The sequence below is a fragment of the Propioniciclava sp. LT432 genome, from assembly GCF_059515965.1.
On the sequence record NZ_JCAKNE010000036.1, the window covers coordinates 1 to 18375 of the forward strand.

Genomic DNA, 18375 nt, shown 5'->3' on the forward strand with positions numbered 1-18375 from the left:
CCCGGGTTCCGCAGTTGGTGGGCAGATGAATCGCCTGAATTGGCGGGTTGACTAGGTCGAACGCGTGGTTTGGGTGCGTGGGGTCGTGTGCCCACGCGTCCGCAGGTCACCAGAAGCGCCGTTTTGCCTTGTCAGGCTGGGGTGAGGGTGGTGACGGTGGGGGGTGGGGTGACCTTGCAGGCGGCGAGAATGCCGGTTTGGGTGGTGTTGAGCGGGGTGACGTGGACGACGCTGCCGGCACTCCCGGTGAGGGTGACGGCGTGGACGCGGCCGAGCTCGATCGCGATCCGCCGCCACGTCAGGTCGGTGGACCGTTCGGCGACCCGGATCAGCAGCAGGGCGAGCCAGCACAGCAGGACGTGGGCGCGGATTCGGGGTTCCAGATGGTGATGAACCGGCCGGAGTTCCAGCGTGGACTTCAGGTCGCGGAAGCCGCGTTCGGCCTCGAGGAGGTTCTTGTAGCCCAGGGCGATGTCCTCGGGGGTCAGGTCGGGGTCGGAGGTCGACAGCAGGTACTTGCCGTCGAGGCGTTCCTCCGCGGTCACCTTCGCCCGGTCGATGACCAACCGGCCGGAGGGTTGTTGGCGGACCCAGCGGCCGTAGGCGGGATGGTCGCGCAGGGCACACTCGGCCTTCACATGCGCCGGCTCCACGGGCTTGTCGTCCGCCTTGACCGTGGCCTTCCCAGCCGGCTTCGCAGGGGTCTTCGCGGCTCGTTCGCGGAGTGCCTTGATTCGCTCCAACTCGGCTCGGATGTGGTCGAGGGCGGTGTCGCGTTGGGTCTTGTCCCGTTCGGCTTCGGACGGGTTGTGGCAGATCACCCACCGGCGGTCCGGGGCGGCGTCGAGTCTGACTTCCTTGACGCGCAGGTTGTCGCGGACCTGGGAGTAGCGGCCCTGCCGCGACAACGCGGCTTCCACCAGCGGGCTGCCGTCGCGCATCCGTTCCCCGGCGATGTAGTGCCCACCCGCCCGTTTCAGATACTGCAGGTTGGCTTCGGAGGAGAAGCCGCGGTCGACGACGGTGACCACCCGGCCCAGGCGCCAGTCCCGCATGCTGTCCTTGACTTCGGGCAGGACGGTGACGTCGGTGGTGTTGCCGGGCCAGCACCAACACCGCACCGGGATGCCTTCCTTCGTGACCGCGAGACCGATGACGATCTGGGGCAGGTCCTTGCGGTGGTCCTTCGAATGGCCGTACAGCCGGAACGCGGCGTCGCCGGTCTCTTCGGTGTCGCGTTCGAAATAGGTGCTGGTCGTGTCGAACAGGAGCACGTCGACTTCGAGGTTGAGCAGGTTCGCCACCGCGAAGAACACCGCCTCCTGCACCTTCGCTTGAGCGTCGGCTTCGATGAGGACGTCCATCGCCCGGTACGCCTGATCGTCATCCATCGAGGTGAGGCCGGGGATCGCCGCGTCGTGGGAGGCCCACTCCGCGGCCGACAGCTTCGACATCGGATCGATCGCCCGGTTCGCCACCAACGCGAACAACACCCGCTCCACATCGGTGGTGAATTTCCGCGGGCCGAGCGCCTTCCGCAGGGCATCATCCACGCCGAGCATCCGCCACAACCCATCCAACAGGTACACCGTCCCCATCGGACGGGACTCCGCCACCCGGAGGTGGTCACCGACCCAGTGTGCGGCGTCGCCGGGCAACGCTGCGGGGGCGGGTTCGCCCAGGTACCGGTTGATCGAGGCCACCAGCCGGGTCAGGCCGTCCCGGTCCAGGCGATCCTCCCGGCCCAGGTTCAACAGGACCTCAGCCTGGGTGACGCCGTCGACCTTCCGGTTGTGCGCCACCTGCACGTACCGGACGATGCTGCCGTCCTTGTTCCGTCGTTGCGTGGTCCGCAAGTACATGCCCACCACTCCACCGCGTCCGCCGCGGTGAACACAAGCCCGACACGACAATTCGTGTGCCCACCGTTTTCAGCCGTTCCGGGACCACCGAATCGCGTTGACAAGCATCGATGCTCGCTCAGACCCGCCCGAATGCCCACCAACTGCGGAACTCGGGGTAGACGATGTCGGACAGGCGTCGTTTGAGGCATCGCATGGCCTCGTTTGGGCTTTTCCCGTCTTTCCTTGTTGGTGGGGCAGCGCACGCCAAATGAAAGTCACACCCCAACCACGCGGGCAGACAGCCGCACACGGAGCGGACCAGACCACCTGAACCGAGCCTCGGCCAAGGCCCGATCTGAGGTCAATGGAACTGGTAGCCGCGCAGGGTGGGGAATCCGGGCGTCGGGCATCCGAGTCTGACCGTTCAGCAGCGGTAGCCGGCCCACATGGCTGCAACTCGCGCGGTGGCGTCGAGCTCAAAGACGGCACCGGTGGTGTCCCCTTTGAAGATGGAGAAGACGCGCTGGCCTCGAACAGTGAGAACTGAGGCGTCATCCCATTCCTCCGTCTGGAAACGCTCCTCCAGAGTTGCCAGCGGCGTTACCGATCGCCGTCCCCTCGGGGCCCGTGGCATTGGGCGAGAGCCCATCCCGCCCGTCCATCGTGGGGTCGATTCGCCATCCGGCAACTGAACCAAGTGGATAGGTTTCGCCGTACTCATTTTGAGAGTCCACCTCGTGGAGGACCACGACCGAGAAGTCTCCCCACCGGTAGGTACTGTTGCGCAGAGGCTGGCTACCACACCTTGCGGAGTCGGACTGTTCATCCGGCTCTCCGAGCCGGGCGCGAAGCGTAGCCATCGACTCCGGACCGTCGCGGCCCATCTGCTCACCATCAAGCGCGATCCAACCACCCGCGAGCCCGCTGATGGTCGGCCAAACCCTCTCCGACTTTGGCGCGGGAGTGGTGGTGGCAGGGCTGGTGGGTTCAGTGGCAACGGAGGGTGCCTGCGTTGGAGCAGGAGGTGAGGGGTCACCGATGCCAGGAGTGGTTGGGATGGAGCAGCTTGTAGCCGCAAACGCGATGGTTCCCATGAGGAGTGCCGGGGCGACGACCTGCAGTTTCACATTGGCCTCCTCAATGATCACGACGTTGGTTGGAAGTCTGCATCGTCGGCCAATTCGGCGCTGGTGAAGTAGCACGAGGGCATGCCACCCGAGGACTGAGCACGGTCACAAGCGTTCCCGCCACCCCGAAGGAAGATGGCTCCAGCACGGCGGTGTGCTCCACCATTCTCATCTTGCACAGGAGGGTCGCATGTCTTCGCATTCATGGTGTCGGGAGGTGAGGAGATCACTGCCTTGGGGTCGACCTACCACGTGCAGACGCACGGCGTTGAGGTGGGTGGTGCGTACTCGTTGCTGGAGGAGGAGTCCTGGGCCGATGCGACACCTCTGCACCGTGTTGCCGCGTGCGCGCGGTGTGTTCGAGCCCCCGCGGCAGAGCACGGGTGATCATGCTGGGTGTCTCAGCCAACCTCGCCGAGGGGTTCTTGGTGGGAACTCGCCTCGGCGAGATTCATCGCCAGCGCGCCAACCTGCTCGGCGACTTGCGCTGACGAGAGCCGCACCGTCGATTGACAGGTGTTGTTCTGCCAGACGGAGAGAACCTCTCGCCCGGCCTCGGGATGCGACGAAACACGCAGCACGCGGTCAGGGCGCTCGCAGTGCGTGGGGCCGGATCACGCCGGACGGGGAGAGCTGCGCCGGATGCATCCGGCGCGGCTCTCCCGACCTGGCGCTCAAGCGTGGCGCAGATGTCCCGACCCGGCGCATCAGTCCGGAAGCGGCGCATCAGTCCGGAAGCGGCGCATCAGTCCGGAAGCGGCGCACCTGCGCCGCCGTCCACGCCCTACGCGTTCGGGTCGTCGTACCGCTCACCCGGGGCGCGGCCGGTCGTGGTGCGATAGCCCTCCGGTGCGTCCTCCTGCAGGGGGCCGGGTGTGGGGTCGTCGGCGGCCATGGGGATGGTCCCTTCCTCGAGAGGATCCGCCCGCAGTGGCGACGGGTCGGCGCTGGTCGGAACGCCCACCACGGGCGGAGTCACCACGTCGTCGTCCACAGTGGTGGCGTCGCGGTCGGCGTCCTTCTTGGCGGCGCCGGACGCCGCAGCGGCCACCCCGGCCACGGCGGCTGCTGCGCCCGCGGCGATGACCGCGCCGGAGACGCCTGCCTTGCCGCTGTCACCACGGGACGCGGCGGCGTCCTCCACCCCGGGCGTCCCGACCGAACCGCCCTCGTTGATCGTGCCGCGCCACGCGCCGCTGGCGTACCCCTCGGATTCAATGAACTCCTTGAACCGCTGCAGGTCTCCCTCGGCCTCCTTCTCGACCAGGTTCAGCTTGTCGCCGAGGCCCTCGAGCATGCCCGTGGGCTCGTACTCCAGGGAGAGGTGGACGGACGTCTGGCCGCCACCCACGTCCTCGAACGTGACCGCGCCGGCGTTGGTGGCCCCTTCGATGGCGGCCCACGCGACCTTCTTGTCGGGAACCTGCTCCAGGATCCGGGCGGTCCACTTCCGGCGGACGCCCATCACCTGGGCGACCCACTCCAAACGGTCGTCGCTGAGTTGCGTGACCTTCTCGATGGCGTTCATGAATTGGGGGAAGTCCTCGAACTGGGTCCACTGGTTGTAGGCAACGCTCACCGGAACGTTCACCAGGACGGACTTCTCAACCTTGGTCGTCATGTCTCTCCTCGTCGGGTTCTCGCTTGTCCGAGGCGGATCGCTGGCCCATCGGCCGCGGCAGAAACCGCCATGGGCCTCCGTTACCCACGGGGCGCCGACTCACACGCGCCGCGCCGCGACTCCCTGACGAACGACCCCGCCCGACGGGCGAGGTGGGCAACCGGTGCAACCGGCTTTCCTTCCCAGGCGTGCAGTGCGCTAGCATTTGGTTGAAAGTTAAACCATCTCTTTGGAGGTTCCCCATGGACGTCATCGTCCTCATCGCTCGCGTCCTGTTCGTCGCCATCTTCCTCGCCTCCGGTATCGGTCACCTGAAGGCCACCGACGCCATGACCGGCTACGCCCAGCACAAGAAGGTGCCGTTCCCCAAGTTCAGCGTCATCGCGTCCGGTGTGTTGATGCTCGTCGGCGGCCTGTCGGTGCTCCTGGGCGTCTGGGGCGACCTGGGCTCGCTCCTGCTGTTGGTCTCGATCCTGCCGATCCCCTTCCTCATGCACCGCTACTGGGCCGAGGAGGGCGAGGCCAAGCAGAACGAGCAGATCCAGTTCAACAAGACCTTGTCCCTGGTCGGCGGCGCCCTCGCCCTGTTCGCGCTGTTCGTGCTGGTGCCCGACCTCGGCCTGACGGTCACCGCCCCGCTGTTCGTCTGATCCTCCCGCCGGATCCACCGGTCCCGACCCCTCATGGGTCGGGACCGGTCCTGTTTCCGGCCCCTCGGCAACGCTGGCATCCCCGTGGGGCCGGGTCTAGGGTGAAGAATCCGGCCGAGGAGGGAACATGGCGACGGCCAGAGCTCCGGGAAAGCGTCGCGGCCCAGCCGCCACACTGGTGGGGCGGGCACTGCGGCCCCTGCTTGTCGAGACTCCGCACCTCGACCTGACCTTCTGGGACGGCTCGAGCATCCCGGGTTCGAATCCGGTGGGGACCCTCCGCTTCACCTCCCCCGACGCCCTCCGCCGCATTCTGCGGGCGCCGAACGAGCTCGGCTTCGCCCGTGCGTACGTGGCCGGAGACCTGGATGTCGAGGGTGACCTCTACGCCGCCGTCAAGGCGTTGCGCGACATCTTCTACGGGACGGCCCCTTCGCCGGTCCGGACGGTGCGGGCCGTCCCCGCGCTGGTGGCAGCAGCACGAGCGCTCGGCGGCGGGCAGGCACCCGTACCTCCACCCGAGGAGGCGCGGCTGAGCGGTTGGCAGCACACGATCGGACGCGACCGGGCCGCCGTCACCCACCACTACGACATCGGCAACGACTTCTACCGCCTGGTGCTCGGGGAGTCCATGACCTATTCGTGCGCCCGCTACGTGGACCTGACCGTCGACCCATCCGCCGGCTTGGCCGACGCCCAAGAGGCCAAGCACGAGCTGATCTGCCGCAAGCTGGGGCTGGCCGAGCGGCCGGGCATGCGCCTGCTCGACGTGGGCTGCGGTTGGGGATCGCTGGCGATCCACGCGGCCGTGCACCATGGGGCATCCGTCGTGGGCGTGACGATCAGTGAGGAGCAGGCCAGGTTGGCTCGGCAGCGGGCGCGGGCGGCCGGCGTCGAGCACCGGGTGGACATCCGCCTCCAGGACTACCGCCGCCTCGAGGGCGAGGTGTTCGACGCCATCTCGTCGGTGGGCATGTCCGAGCACGTCGGACACCGCAACCTCGACCGGTACTACGCCACCCTGCGCGCGGCGTTGCGGCCGGGGGGACGACTGCTCAACCACGCCATCTCGGCACCCGGTGGGGGAAGGATCGCCTGGAACTCGTTCGTCGGGCGCTACGTGTTCCCCGACGGGGAGTTGATCGACGTGGGCGAGTCCGTGCTGGCGATGGAGCGCGTCGGTTTCGAGGTGCGGGACGTGGAGTCGCTGCGCGAGCACTACGCCCACACCCTGCGGGCCTGGGTCGCCAACCTGGAGGCGTCGTGGGACCGCGCCACGGAACTTGTGGGCCTTCGACGCGCCCGGGTGTGGCGGCTCTACATGGCCGGCGCGGCCGTCGGCTTCGACGAGGGGGCGACGTCCCTCCACCAGGTGCTCGGCGTGGTCTCCGCCGCCGACGGCTCCTCCGGCCTGCCCGCGACGCGACGCGCCTGGGGCTGACACAGACAAACGCGTCTGACCAGTCGACCGCGCAGCGCAAACGTGTGCCCCTCGCCGACGTGGGTATTCCCTTGTCAGGAGGGATCATGACGACACGCTGGCCCGAGGCCGAGTATGTCCTGCCGGTGCGGTGGCCCGACGGCGCCGACACCGGGGACCTGGCCGCCTACTTCGCCGAGTTGCGCGAGCTGGTCGACGTGACCGTCGTGGACGGCTCGTCCCCGGCTGCCTTCGAACGGCACCACGACGCCTGGGCGACGCTCGTCCGGCACGTCCCCCCGGACGGCTGGCCCGGGCGCAACGGGAAGGTCCGCGGGGTCGTCACGGGCGTCCGCCTGTCCGACCGCCCCCTGGTCGTGGTGGCGGACGACGACGTGCGCTACACGGCGTCCGCGCTGGGCAGCGTGCTGGACGCCCTCGCTGAGGCCGACCTCGTGGTGCCCCAGAACGTGGTCAGCTCCTGGCCGTGGCACGCCCGCTGGGACACCGGCCGGCAGCTCGTCAACCGGGCCCTCGGCGGGGACTACCCCGGGACGCTGGGCGTCCGCCGCTCCCTGCTGGTCGACGGGTACGACGGCGACGTGCTCTTCGAGAACCTCGAGATGATGCGGACCGTCGCTCGACGGGGCGGCACGATCGCGAGACTCGACGACGTGTTCGTCGACCGGCTGCCCCCCACGGCGCGGCACTTCTGGTCGCAGCGGGTGCGGCAGGCGTACGACAGCCTCGCCCAGCCCGGACGCCTCGCCGTCGAGGCGGCGCTCCTCCCACGCTGATGCTGGGGGCACGGCGTCCGCCCCTGCTCGTGGCGCTGGTGGTCGTCGGCGTGGCCCTGGGTGAGCTCGGCCGCAGGCGCGCCGGTGGACGCGAGCGCTTCCCGGCCACAGCCGCGCTCTGGGTTCCCGTGTGGCTCGTGGAGCGGGCGGTGTGCACCTGGCTGGCGCTGGCGCTCCGCGCGGGCGGCGGCGTCCGCTACGGTGACGGCCGCATCAGGCGGGCGGCGAACCCGGTGGAGCGGACTCACGGAGCATCCCCGCGGCGCGTGAAGGTCGGGGCCGGCCGTGGATGAGGAGGAGATCCGGGCGGCGATCGCCGCGATGATCGCTGACGTGGACTATCCCTGCGTCGGTGCCAAGTCCGTGCTCAAGCGGGACCGGATGACCCTCGTGGTGCTGGACAGGCTGGCCACGCCCGCGGCGAGCCGGCGGCTGCGGGCGGAGCTGGCCCGGTTCGCCGCCGATCACCCAGAGGACGCCGATGCGAGCTCCGCGTCGGTTCTGGCGTCCTTCGTCGCCGCCTTCCGTGCACCCAGGCCGGCCACGGAAGAGGAGTTCGAGCGCCTGCTGTGGCACCAACTCGGCCTGCTGCACGCGGCGGACGTCGCACCTTGGGACCCCGGCGTGAGCTCCGACCCGGCCAACCCGCACTTCGGGTTCAGCGTCGCCGGGCGGGCCTTCTTCGTGATCGGCCTGCACCCCGCGGCGTCCCGGCTCGCCCGCCGGACGCCCGTGCCCGTGCTCGTCTTCAACCCGCACAGCCAGTTCGAGCAGCTGCGCGCGTCCGGCGGGTATGACCGCATGCGCGACACCATCCGCCGGCGGGACGCCCGGCTGCAGGGCTGCGTGAACCCCATGGTCGCCGACCACGGGAGCCGGTCCGAGGCCCGTCAGTACTCCGGCCGCGTCGTGCCCGAGGACTGGCAGCCCCCCGTAGAGTTCCGGCAAGCACGCCCCGAAGGAGCCTGATGAACCGCCTTTCCCCGCAGACCGGCACCGGCTTCCGCCTCGACGCCGGCGACGAACTGCTCGTGGTCGACCCGCTGGGTGGGCAGGTCAGCGACCTGTACGCCGTCGCTGCCGACGATCCTGAGGAATGGCTCTCCAGCGGCCGGACGATCGACTACGCCAACACTGTGTTCCTGACCGTCGGCCATGTGCTGTACAGCAACCGGTCCCGCCCGATGCTCACCATCGTCGAGGACACCTGCGGGCGGCACGACTTCACCCTCACGCCCTGCAGCCAGGAGACCTTCGACCTGCTCTACCCGGAGTTCGAGGGCGCGCCCCACCCCAGCTGCCTCGACAACCTGCACGCAGGCCTCGGCCCCTACGGCATCGCGAAGGACCGGATCGCCACGTCGTTCAACATCTTCATGAACGTCTGGACCGAGCCGGACGGCACGCTGCACATCGACCCGCCGTTGTCCGGTCCGGGCGCGCGGTTCCGGGTGCGGGCCGAGATGGATCTGCTGGTCGGGCTGACGGCCTGTTCGGCCGACAAGTCGAACGGCGGGCTCTGCAAGCCGATCGACTTCGAGGTGTTGCGCCGACCCGGAAACTGAACCGGACCGAACCCTCCTCGAGTTTGCACTACAGCTTGTAGTTGACCTACCCCCCGGGGTATCGTTGGGGAGCCAGAAAAACGGCCCTACCGAGGAGCCTCAATGAGGAGATTGGTCATCCTGGGCGGCGGCACGGCGGGCACCATGGTCGCGAACAAGCTGCGCGCCACAGAACCCCCGTCCGCCCTCGACATCACCGTCGTCGACCGGAACGACGAGCACCACTACCAACCCGGTTACCTGTTCATCCCGTTCGGGGACTACACCCGCAAGCAGGTGATCAAGTCGCGTCGGGCGTACCTGCGTCCGGGGATCAACCTCGTCCTGGGGGAGATCGACCGGGTGGACGCCGACGCCAAGCTCGTCCACCTCGCCGGCGGCCGCGAACTGCCGTACGACACGCTCATCATCGCCACTGGCGTCCAGCCCCGACCCGACCAGACGCCGGGGGCTGAGGGGGAGGGCGTCCACCACTTCTATGACCTCGAGGCGGCCGAACGGCTGCACGAGGCGCTGCGCATGTTCCCCGGCGGACGGCTCGTGGTTCACATCACCGACATGCCCATCAAGTGCCCGGTGGCCCCACTGGAGTTCACCTTCCTGGCGGACGCGTGGTTCCGCGAGCGCGGGTCGCGGAAGAAGGTCGAGATCGTCTACGTGACGCCGCTGGACGGCGCGTTCACCAAGCCGGTCGCGTCCCGCGAGCTGGGCGGCATGTTCGGGCAGCGAGACATCCACATGGAAACCGACTTCGCGGTGGAGAGCATCGACACCGACGCCCGGGAGCTCGTCTCCTACGACGAGCGGCGTATCCCCTACGACCTGCTCGTCTCGATCCCGCTGAACATGGGCCCGGACTACATCGCCCGGTCGGGCCTGGGCGACGAGATGAACCTCGTGCCCTGCGACCAGCACACGATGCAGTCCCTGCGTGACCCCGACATCTTCGTCCTGGGCGACGGCGGCACCCTGCAGACCTCGAAGGCCGGCTCGGTGGCCCACTTCGCCGTGGACATCTTCATGGAGAACTGGCCGCACTACCTGCGCGGCGAACCGCTGACGCACGAGTTCGACGGCCACGCGAACTGCTTCATCGAGACCGGGCACGGCAAGGGCATGCTGCTGGACTTCAACTACGGCACGCAGCCTTACACCGGCAGCTTCCCGCTGCCGGGCGTCGGACCGCTGGCCCTGCTCAAGGAGAACCGCGCCAACCACCTGGCGAAGCTGGCCTTCCGGGGCATTTACTGGGAGTTCCTCGTGAAGGGACGCCCGCTCCCCTTCACCGCCGACATGTACCTGATGGGCAAGAAGGTCGAGGACGGCGCGTCCGGCACCTCGACACCCGACCTGCTCAAGAGCCTGGTCGGCCTCGGCTCGCACTGACCCACCACCACCAAGGAGACACCATGCCCACCTGCCGCATCGGCGGGCGTCCGATCGACGTCAACGACGAGGGCTTCCTCACCGTCTACGACCAGTGGGACGACGAGCTCGCCCCCGTCCTGGCCGGGTACGCCGGCATCGACGAACTCACCGAGGAGCACTGGAAGGTCCTGCACTTCCTGCGCAGCGACTACCCCGCCCGCAAGGAGACCGCCACCCTGCGCCGCGTCGCTGTCGTCGGTGGCTTCAACATGAAGGAGCTGTTCCGGCTGTTCCCCGGGAAGCCCGCCAAGAAGATGAGCTACATCGCCGGGCTGCCCAAGCCCAAGGGCTGCGTCTAGGAGACCACCGTGACCGAAATCCTCGAAACCCCGATCATCCCCGACTTCGGGGACAGCAAGCCCGTCAAGGGCACGACCCGCGCCAAGGCGCGGGACGCCGACAACACCGAGTGCCCGGTCGACGGGCCCGAGGAGCAGGCCGCCCCCGCGGCGTCCGGCTACAGCGGGCCGCGGAAGATCGCCTTCATCGCGTCCAAGGGCAACCTCGACATGGCCTACCCGGCCCTGATCATGGCCAACGCCGCCCTCGGTGAGGGCATCGAGACCCACATCTTCTTCACCTTCTGGGGCTTCGACCTCGTCACCGAGCGGACCATGGATGACCTGAAGTTCACGATGGTGGGCAACACGGCGATGCACCTGCCGCAGGCACCCGGCCTGGCGCTGCCGCAGCTGGTGGGCATGCTCCCGGGCATGACGGGCATGGCCACGAAGATGATGAGGAAGCAGATGGACGACCTGGAGATCCCGGGCGTCCGCGAGTTCCTCGACATCATCGTGGCCTCCGGCGGCCACCTCTGGGGCTGCAAGCTGACGTTCGACATGAACGGACTGGCCGGCACCGACCTCTACGAAGGCATGGAGGGCATCATCAGCGCCACCGACTTCATCGAGTTGTGCGAAGGGGCGCAGGTCATCTTCGTCTGAGCGGGGCTCGTTCGGTGGGGGTCGCCCTGGCGGCCCCCACCGCGGCCGCTAGGCTGTCCGCACCCGAGGAAGGGAGCGATGGACGTGGACACGTGGCTGGTGGTCGTCATGGGGGTCACGCTCTTCGTGGCCGCGATGGTGGTGGTGTTCCTGGTGGCGCTCGCCACCCGGCGCAAGCGTCCGGACGCCTCGGCCGAGCCCGAGCGGGACGAGTGGGAGCAGGCGCTTCTGGCCAACACCCCGAGCACACCGTCGGTGCCGGGGTACCCGGCCGGACAAGTTCCCTCCGGACAGCCGCCCTCGTCCCATCCCGCCAATCCTGGCGACGAGGTGCTGAGCCGCGACGCGTTGCTGGATCGGGACCTCCACTTCGACCCCCGGAGGTGGGACGACCGACCGGATGGACAGGAGGGCACGGACATGGGGCTCATCGGCGGTGACAAGGGCTGATCCGCCGGGTGAACTTCGGCTTAACTCTTGAGGACCAGTGGGTCAGGGCTATCCGGACGACATCTTCGAGGGGTAGCTTGCGCCAGAGCCCACCGGACGCCGGTGGCCGGACCTCAGGAGACTCCCCATGCACCTCAGTACCCGCCTGCGTCGCGGGGTCGCCGTCCTCACGGCGACCGCCTGCGCTGCGGCCGGTGTCGCCGCTTTCGCCCCCACCGCGACGGCCGCCACGACCGACCTGATCATCTCTGAATACATCGAGGGCAGCAGCAACAACAAGGCCCTCGAGATCTACAACGGCACCGGCGCGGCCATCGACCTGTCGGCGTACACCCTGCGGGTGTACTTCAACGGTTCCGGCGCGGCCACCGTCAACCAAGCGCTGTCCGGCACCCTCGCGGCCGGCGACGTCTGGGTGTACGCGCACTCCTCCGCCCACGCGGACATCCTGGCCCAGGCAGACCGCACCACCACGGCCGGCCTGTGGAACGGCAATGACGCGATCACCCTCACCAAGGGCGCCAGCGCGACGGTGGTCGACTCGATCGGCCAGGTCGGTTCCGACCCGGGCACGGAGTGGGGCACAGGACTGCTCTCCACCGCCGACAACACGATCCGGCGCCTGGCGGGCGCCGCCCCGGACACCAACCCGGACGACGCCTACACCCTCACCGGCTGGGAGGGCTTCGCGACCGACACGTTCGGCGGTCTCGGCTGGCACTTGACCGAACCGGGCACTGAGCCGGAGCCGGAGCCCGAACCGACCGAGGCCACCATCGCCGAGATCCAGGGCACGGGGTCCGTGTCGCCACTGCGCGACTCGGAGGTCATCACCCAGGGCGTGGTGACCGCGGTGTACCCCGAGGGCGGCTTCCGCGGCGTGTACATCCAAACACCCGGCACGGGTGGCGAAGCCAAGAAGGACGGCGACGCGTCCGACGGCATCTTCGTCTTCTCCGACTACGCGGCGAGCAACCTCACCATCGGTGAGTGCATCGACGTCGAGGGCACGGTCACCGAGTTCTTCACTCTCACCGAGCTGACGGACGTCTGGGTGGAGAAGGCCACCGGTTGCGAGCCGGTCGAGGCAACCCCCCTGGAGACGCTGCCGGTGACCAACGCCGACAAGGAGCGCTACGAGGGCATGCTCGTGCACCCGCAGGGCACCTACACCATCACGAACAACTACCAGCTCAACCGCTTCGGCCAGCTCGGCCTCGCCGTCGGCGAGGAACCCCTGTACCAGGCCACCGAGGTCGTCGAGCCCGGCGCCGCGGCCACGGCCTACGAAGCAGCGAACCGTGCGAAGTACATCACCCTGGACGACGGCTCCTCCTGGGACTACACCAAGTTCGACGACGACATCCCGGCGGAGCACTCGAAGCTGCCGTATCTCTCGGCCACCACGCCGATGCGCACGGCATCGCAGGTCACCTTCACCCAGCCGGTGATCCTGGACTACCGCTTCCAGTGGAACTACCAGCCGGTCGGGCAGGTCGTCGGCCACGCCGACTCCGACATCCCGGTGGCGTCCGGGAACGACCGTGAGGCCGCGACTCCCGAGGTGGGCGGCAACATCACCCTGGGCGCGTTCAACGTGCTCAACTACTTCGACGACCTCGGCGAGGACGAGGCCGGCTGCGCCTACTTCCCCGATCGCGAGGGGACCCCGGTGGCCACTGACTTCTGCCAGGTGCGCGGGGCATTTACCTCCGAGGCGTTCGCCGACCAGAAGGAGAAGATCGTCGCCGCCATCAACACGATGGACGCCGACGTGCTGGCCCTGATGGAGATCGAGAACTCCGCCGCCATCACCTACAAGGAGGGCCAGCCCCGGGACAAGGCCCTTGCCGACCTCGTCGCCGGACTCAACGAGGCGGCTGGCCAGACGCGCTGGGCGTTCGCTCCCTCCCCGGTCGTGACCGGCCCGGGCGAGGACGTCATCCGGACGGCCTTCATCTACAACCCGCAGACCGTCCAATTGCTGGGCCCGTCGCTGATCGACATCGACGAGGCCTTCGCCAACGCCCGCTACCCGCTGGCCCAGAAGTTCAAGGCCACCAACACCGGCAAGCCCTTCGTGGCCATCGCCAACCACTTCAAGAGCAAGAGTTCCGGCGTCGACGACGGCACCGGCCAGGGCCAGGCCAACCCGTCGCGTGAGGCGCAGGCGCGCCAGCTGACCGCGTGGGCGTCCGAGATGTTCCCCGACGAGGCCGTGTTCCTGATGGGTGACTTCAACGCGTACAGCAAGGAGACCCCGGTCCAGATCATCGAGGACCACGGCTACGTGAACCTGGCCAAGGAGTACGAGCCGACATCGGCGTCCTACCAGTTCTCGGGCCGTCTCGGGTCGCTCGACCACGTGTTCGCCAACGAGGCCGCCCGGCGCCTGGTCACCGGCGCGGCGGTCTGGGACATCAACGGCGACGAGTCGATCGCGATGCAGTACAGCCGTCGCAACTACAACATCGTGGACTTCCACGCTGCCGACCCATACGCCAGCTCGGACCACGACCCCATCGTCGTCGGCCTGGACACCGGCAACCGGGGCAAGGCCAAGAACTAGCTCCCACACACGACAGGGGGCGGCGTCCGCGAGGACGCCGCCCCCTGTCGTGTGTGTGGATCAGGTGAGCGCGACGCCCCAGGCGCGCAGGGTGGGCAGCGCGTCGTAGCTGAAGACGAAGTCGGATGCGCCATCCTGCTTGAGCCAGTAGTAGGTGCCGTGGGTCGTCTCCAGGAAGAACGAGCCGGCGTACGCGTGCTCCTCGCGCGTGCCCTCGATGTAGCCCGCGGGGCCGCCGTGGCCGGCGCCGATGGCGTCCGGGTCGTCGGCCATGCCGACGGCGTCCGCGGGGACGCCCTCGGCGTCGGGGTCGGGCACCGTGCGTCGCATCCGGAACAGCAGATCCCACAGGCCGGACCGGTACTCGGTGCCGCCCGGCACGTCCAAGCTGTGCGGGAACCCGTTGTTGACACCCTGGAACCCGACCCGGACGACATCACCGTCGAGGTGGCCGCGTCGGGCACGGATCGTCACCACCAGCGTGCACTCCTGCCCGGGGCGTCCCTCGGGACCCTGGTCGAAGCTGCGGTCGCTGGCCCAGACCCCGTGGATCGTCATGGCCTGCCCACCCCGGGGGACCACCCGGTGACTCTGGTTCATGCTGGAAACCCTTCCGAGCGACGTGACCCCAGCTTAGGGGAACCCGCGTGGCCGGATCGGTCACAAGGCGACCCCGACACCGGGGTGGCCCCGCGTGGCCGTCCCGCCGACTCCGTGCGGCCGTGCGGGATGATGGAGGGGTGACTGCCACCCCGACCGCCCCGCGCGCGCCACGCCGCGCTCTGTGGGGGCCGGACGCCGCCACGGCGGCCTCGCTCGTCGTCGCGGTCGCCGTGGTGTGGACTGTCGCGAAGGCGCTGGCGGTCCTGGGCTGGGTGCTGGTCATCGGCGAGTACGGCGACACGTACTATTACCTGGCGACGGCCGAGGAGGCCTCGCGGACCGGCGGGGGAGTCGCCCGGGCCTTCCAGGAGTACCCGACGCCGGCCGGGCTCCTGCTGATGCTGCCCTACGAACTGGGTGCCACGCACCACGACAGCTACCGGAACGCGATCCTGGTGATGACGTCGGTGGCGGACGCCGCCTTCACGATCCTGTTGGGCCGCAGGGCCGGCCCGCTCGGCGTCCTGGCCTGGGTCCTGCTCGCAGGGGCCCTGGGGCAGGTGGCGCTGCTGCGCTTCGACATGCTTCCCGCCGTGGCGGCGGCAGCGGCGATCCTGCTCGCGATGGAGAACCGCCGGACCGCGGCGTCCGTGCTCGTGGCGGTGGGGACGGGGCTGAAGGTGTGGCCGATCGTGCTCGCCCCGCTGACGGTGCTGGGGCGCCGCGACGAGAGTCGGCGCCGCAGATGGGTCCCGCTGGCCGCGCTGGCGGGGACCGGGCTCGCCCTGGTCGCGCTCAGCCTCGTGACGGGGGGCTGGAGCAGGCTGCTGACCCCCGTGGGCTACCAACGTGATCGCGGGCTCCAGATCGAGGCCGTGCCAGCGACCGTCCCGATGCACGAGTGGGCCGCGGACACGGCGTCCCGCATCTGGTTCTCCCCGTTCAAGGCCTTCGAGGTGATCGGCCCAAGCGTCCCGGCGTGGCTGGCGGTCGCCCAGGCCGCCACGGTGGTGGGTGCGCTGGCCTGCCTGGCGTTGCTGGTGTGGTGGTACCTCCGGGGCGCCCACCCCGCGTCCATCGCCTGGATCGCCCTCGTCCTGGTCGGGACGTTCATCGTCACCTCGCGGGCCTTGTCACCGCAGTACCTCCTGTGGCTGGCCGCGCCGACCGCGGTCCTGGTCGGCCTTGCCCTGCGGGGTGGTCCGGACGCCCCGCCCGCGGCCCCGGCGCTCCTCACCTTTGCGCTGGTCCTGATGCTGTGCGTCCTGACGACGGCGGTGTACCCCGTGTACTACGGCGGCATCACGACGCGGGGCGAGTTCACCGAGAGAGCCTTGGCGTTCCTGACCGCACGCAACATCGGCCTGCTCGTCCTCGTGGCGTGGTCGGCGGCGTGCGCGCTGTGGACGTCCATGGCGACTCACGGCAACCCCGCTCGCTCCGTGGAAGGACGCCGGTAGGGTGGCGTCCAGACCTACCGGAACCCAATGAAGGAGCCACCAGCATGTGGAAGCTGACCGGATTCGCCGACGAAATCTCCCGCGACCTCGATGAGCAGATCGACCTGTTCACGAAGCTCGGCATCAAGCACGTGGAGCTTCGCAGTGTGTGGGGCACGAAGGTCCTGGACCTGACCCAGGAGCAGTTGGACGAGGCCAAGGCCAAGCTGGACGCCGCGGGCATCTCCGTGAGCTCCGTCGGCTCCGACATCGGCAAGATCCAGATCACCGACCCGTTCGAGGACCACCTCAAGCGCGCCGCCCACGCCGTGGAGGTCGCGAAGTTCTTCGGAACGGGCAACATCCGCATGTTCAGCTTCTTCATCCCCGAGGGCGAGGACCCGGCGCAGTACCGCGACGAGGTCATGGACCGCACCCGCGCGTTCGTCCGCCTCGCCGAGGCCGGCGGCATCACGATGCTGCACGAGAACGAGAAGGACATCTACGGCGACGTCCCCGAGCGTGTCGTCGACCTCGTCACCACCATGGATTCGGCGCACTACCGCGCGATCTTCGACCCGGCCAACTACGTGCAGTGCGGCCTCAAGCCCGTCGACGAGGCGTACCCGCTGGTCAAGGAGTACACCGACTACATCCACATCAAGGACGCCTCGGCGACCGAGCTCGACAACCACGGCCTCAACCGGGTCCTGCCCGCCGGCGAGGGCGACGGCCAGGTGCGCGAGCTCGTCGCGGCCCTCAAGGCGGACGGCTACGACGGCTTCTTCTCCATCGAGCCGCACCTGGGTGACTTCGACGCCTTCGGCGGCCTGTGCGGCCCCGACCTGTGGACCACGGCGTACGACGCCCTCACGGGGATCTTCAAGGAGCAGGGAATCGCATGGGAGTGACCCGCGCCGCCATCGTCGGCTGGGGTGACGTCGCGATCATCCACCACGAGGCGATCGCCGCCATCGACGGCGTCGATCTGGTCGGCATCGTCGACACGGACGCCGACCGCCGCGAGCTGGCGACCGCCATGGCGGGCGTCCCCGCCTTCGCCACGATCGACGAGCTGGTGGACGCCGTCGCCCCCGAGGTCGTCCACGTGACCACGCCCCACCACCAGCACGTCGGACCGACCCTCGAGGCCCTCGGTCGCGGCGTCCACGTGATCCAGGAGAAGCCGCTCGCGGCGTCCATCGACGACGGCCAGCGGCTGGTCGACTGGGCGGCGGCACCCGCGCCGGACGGGGCACCCAAGCCCAAGATCGGCATCTGCTTCCAGAACCGCTACAACGTCTCCAGCCAGGAGCTCCGACGCCTGCTGGATTCGGGCGAGCTCGGTGCGGTCCGCGGCGCGTACGCGTCCGTCGTCTGGACGCGCACCGCCGACTACTACCGGACCAAGCCGTGGCGCGGCTCGAGGGAGCTGTCGGGCGGAGGGCTGCTGATCAACCAGGCGATCCACACGCTCGACCTGGTCCAGTGGTTCATGGGCGACGTCGTCGACATCGACGGCCATGTCGCGACGAACAAGTTCGGCGACGTCATCGAGGTCGAGGACACCGCCGAGATGCTGCTGACGCACGAATCGGGGCGCACGACCTCGTTCTACGCGACCCTGACCGCGCCGCAGCACCGTCCGGTGGAGTTCGAACTCGACTGCGAGAACGCCTACGTCTCCCTGCGCAACGGACTGACCGTCACGTGGAAGGACGGCCGCGTCGACCGGTACGAGGAGCGCAAGGCCCCCTCGGGCGGACGCTCCTACTGGGGCGTCTCGCACGAGCTCCTGATCAGGGACTTCTACGCCAAGGTCGACGACCCGGAGCCGTTCTGGATCAGCCCGGCCGAGGCGATGAAGTCGCTGCGGATCCTCAAGAAGACCTACGAGGTCTCTGGGTTCTGATCG

At 68.8% G+C, this 18375-nt stretch carries 17 protein-coding genes; 14 read left to right on the forward strand and 3 right to left on the reverse strand.

All coding sequences use genetic code 11. The annotated features are described in order from the left end of the window. Window positions 1-131: 131 nt before the first annotated feature. Both AC5YDV_RS17125 and AC5YDV_RS17130 read right to left on the reverse strand, forming a co-directional pair. Window positions 132-1862 carry an IS1634 family transposase gene (locus AC5YDV_RS17125; protein ID WP_496182193.1) on the reverse strand — a complete coding sequence of 577 codons (1731 nt, stop codon included), beginning with the start codon at window positions 1860-1862 and terminating at the stop codon, window positions 132-134. A 1893-nt stretch (window positions 1863-3755) separates the two neighbouring features. After that, entirely contained in the window at window positions 3756-4592 is an 837-nt protein-coding gene (locus AC5YDV_RS17130; protein WP_496184768.1) for an SRPBCC family protein, read from the reverse strand. Window positions 4593-4834: 242 nt separating this feature from the next. Here AC5YDV_RS17130 and AC5YDV_RS17135 point away from each other — a divergent pair, with 242 nt between their 5' ends. The 11 genes from AC5YDV_RS17135 (at window position 4835) to AC5YDV_RS17185 (ending at window position 14418) form a co-directional block, all read left to right on the forward strand. Then, a complete protein-coding gene (locus AC5YDV_RS17135) occupies window positions 4835-5242 on the forward strand; it encodes a DoxX family protein (protein WP_496184769.1) in 408 nt (135 codons plus the stop codon). 127 nt (window positions 5243-5369) lie between these two features. Then, window positions 5370-6683, forward strand: coding sequence for a class I SAM-dependent methyltransferase (locus tag AC5YDV_RS17140; protein WP_496184770.1), 1314 nt, complete (start codon window positions 5370-5372; stop codon window positions 6681-6683). Between the two features lie 86 nt (window positions 6684-6769). After that, the gene (locus AC5YDV_RS17145; RefSeq protein WP_496184771.1) at window positions 6770-7459 is read left to right on the forward strand and encodes a glycosyltransferase family 2 protein; all 690 of its coding nucleotides are present in this window, start codon (window positions 6770-6772) and stop codon (window positions 7457-7459) included. Further along, the gene (locus tag AC5YDV_RS17150; protein ID WP_496184772.1) at window positions 7459-7752 is read left to right on the forward strand and encodes a hypothetical protein; all 294 of its coding nucleotides are present in this window, start codon (window positions 7459-7461) and stop codon (window positions 7750-7752) included. The genes AC5YDV_RS17145 and AC5YDV_RS17150 overlap by 1 nt, the downstream gene beginning before the upstream one ends. Further along, the gene (gene gntA / locus AC5YDV_RS17155; protein ID WP_496184773.1) at window positions 7745-8428 is read left to right on the forward strand and encodes a guanitoxin biosynthesis heme-dependent pre-guanitoxin N-hydroxylase GntA; all 684 of its coding nucleotides are present in this window, start codon (window positions 7745-7747) and stop codon (window positions 8426-8428) included. The genes AC5YDV_RS17150 and gntA overlap by 8 nt, the downstream gene beginning before the upstream one ends. Beyond that, window positions 8428-9024, forward strand: coding sequence for a DUF1989 domain-containing protein (locus AC5YDV_RS17160; RefSeq protein ID WP_496184774.1), 597 nt, complete (start codon window positions 8428-8430; stop codon window positions 9022-9024). The genes gntA and AC5YDV_RS17160 overlap by 1 nt, the downstream gene beginning before the upstream one ends. A gap of 102 nt (window positions 9025-9126) precedes the next feature. Next, window positions 9127-10410 (forward strand): type III sulfide quinone reductase, selenoprotein subtype, encoded by a 1284-nt coding sequence (gene sqr, locus AC5YDV_RS17165; RefSeq protein WP_496184775.1) that lies wholly within the window; start codon window positions 9127-9129, stop codon window positions 10408-10410. Between the two features lie 23 nt (window positions 10411-10433). Then, on the forward strand, window positions 10434-10751 hold the full coding sequence (locus AC5YDV_RS17170; protein WP_496184776.1) for a TusE/DsrC/DsvC family sulfur relay protein: 318 nt from the start codon (window positions 10434-10436) through the stop codon (window positions 10749-10751). 9 nt (window positions 10752-10760) lie between these two features. Further along, complete coding sequence (locus AC5YDV_RS17175; protein WP_496184777.1) at window positions 10761-11399, forward strand: DsrE/DsrF/DrsH-like family protein; 639 nt, start codon at window positions 10761-10763, stop codon at window positions 11397-11399. Between the two features lie 78 nt (window positions 11400-11477). Beyond that, window positions 11478-11849, forward strand: a complete 372-nt coding sequence (locus AC5YDV_RS17180; protein WP_496184778.1) for a hypothetical protein — start codon at window positions 11478-11480, stop codon at window positions 11847-11849. Window positions 11850-11976: 127 nt separating this feature from the next. Continuing rightward, on the forward strand, window positions 11977-14418 hold the full coding sequence (locus AC5YDV_RS17185) for an ExeM/NucH family extracellular endonuclease (RefSeq protein ID WP_496184779.1): 2442 nt from the start codon (window positions 11977-11979) through the stop codon (window positions 14416-14418). A 60-nt stretch (window positions 14419-14478) separates the two neighbouring features. Here the strand turns inward: AC5YDV_RS17185 and AC5YDV_RS17190 are convergent, their stop codons facing one another. After that, window positions 14479-15018, reverse strand: a complete 540-nt coding sequence (locus tag AC5YDV_RS17190) for a hypothetical protein (protein ID WP_496184780.1) — start codon at window positions 15016-15018, stop codon at window positions 14479-14481. 140 nt (window positions 15019-15158) lie between these two features. Here AC5YDV_RS17190 and AC5YDV_RS17195 point away from each other — a divergent pair, with 140 nt between their 5' ends. Genes AC5YDV_RS17195 through AC5YDV_RS17205 form a run of 3 tightly spaced genes read left to right on the forward strand, consistent with a single transcriptional unit; the run spans window position 15159 to window position 18372 of the window. Further along, window positions 15159-16481, forward strand: a complete 1323-nt coding sequence (locus AC5YDV_RS17195; protein WP_496184781.1) for a glycosyltransferase 87 family protein — start codon at window positions 15159-15161, stop codon at window positions 16479-16481. Between the two features lie 44 nt (window positions 16482-16525). After that, window positions 16526-17371 carry a sugar phosphate isomerase/epimerase family protein gene (locus AC5YDV_RS17200; protein ID WP_496184782.1) on the forward strand — a complete coding sequence of 282 codons (846 nt, stop codon included), beginning with the start codon at window positions 16526-16528 and terminating at the stop codon, window positions 17369-17371. After that, window positions 17362-18372: a Gfo/Idh/MocA family protein gene (locus tag AC5YDV_RS17205; RefSeq protein WP_496184783.1), complete on the forward strand. Its 1011-nt coding sequence runs from the start codon at window positions 17362-17364 to the stop codon at window positions 18370-18372. Before AC5YDV_RS17200 ends, AC5YDV_RS17205 begins: the two co-directional genes overlap by 10 nt. Window positions 18373-18375: the final 3 nt, after the last annotated feature.

Coding starts and splice junctions, on each gene's coding strand:
- AC5YDV_RS17200 (WP_496184782.1), top strand. CDS start 16,526: ATGTGGAAGCTGACCGGATTCGCCGACGAAATCTCCCGCGACCTCGAT.
- AC5YDV_RS17150 (WP_496184772.1), top strand. CDS start 7,459: ATGCTGGGGGCACGGCGTCCGCCCCTGCTCGTGGCGCTGGTGGTCGTC.
- AC5YDV_RS17170 (WP_496184776.1), top strand. CDS start 10,434: ATGCCCACCTGCCGCATCGGCGGGCGTCCGATCGACGTCAACGACGAG.
- AC5YDV_RS17140 (WP_496184770.1), top strand. CDS start 5,370: ATGGCGACGGCCAGAGCTCCGGGAAAGCGTCGCGGCCCAGCCGCCACA.
- AC5YDV_RS17205 (WP_496184783.1), top strand. CDS start 17,362: ATGGGAGTGACCCGCGCCGCCATCGTCGGCTGGGGTGACGTCGCGATC.
- AC5YDV_RS17125 (WP_496182193.1), bottom strand. CDS start 1,862: ATGTACTTGCGGACCACGCAACGACGGAACAAGGACGGCAGCATCGTC.
- AC5YDV_RS17130 (WP_496184768.1), bottom strand. CDS start 4,592: ATGACGACCAAGGTTGAGAAGTCCGTCCTGGTGAACGTTCCGGTGAGC.
- AC5YDV_RS17190 (WP_496184780.1), bottom strand. CDS start 15,018: ATGAACCAGAGTCACCGGGTGGTCCCCCGGGGTGGGCAGGCCATGACG.
- AC5YDV_RS17135 (WP_496184769.1), top strand. CDS start 4,835: ATGGACGTCATCGTCCTCATCGCTCGCGTCCTGTTCGTCGCCATCTTC.
- AC5YDV_RS17160 (WP_496184774.1), top strand. CDS start 8,428: ATGAACCGCCTTTCCCCGCAGACCGGCACCGGCTTCCGCCTCGACGCC.
- AC5YDV_RS17180 (WP_496184778.1), top strand. CDS start 11,478: ATGGACGTGGACACGTGGCTGGTGGTCGTCATGGGGGTCACGCTCTTC.
- AC5YDV_RS17145 (WP_496184771.1), top strand. CDS start 6,770: ATGACGACACGCTGGCCCGAGGCCGAGTATGTCCTGCCGGTGCGGTGG.
- AC5YDV_RS17185 (WP_496184779.1), top strand. CDS start 11,977: ATGCACCTCAGTACCCGCCTGCGTCGCGGGGTCGCCGTCCTCACGGCG.
- sqr (WP_496184775.1), top strand. CDS start 9,127: ATGAGGAGATTGGTCATCCTGGGCGGCGGCACGGCGGGCACCATGGTC.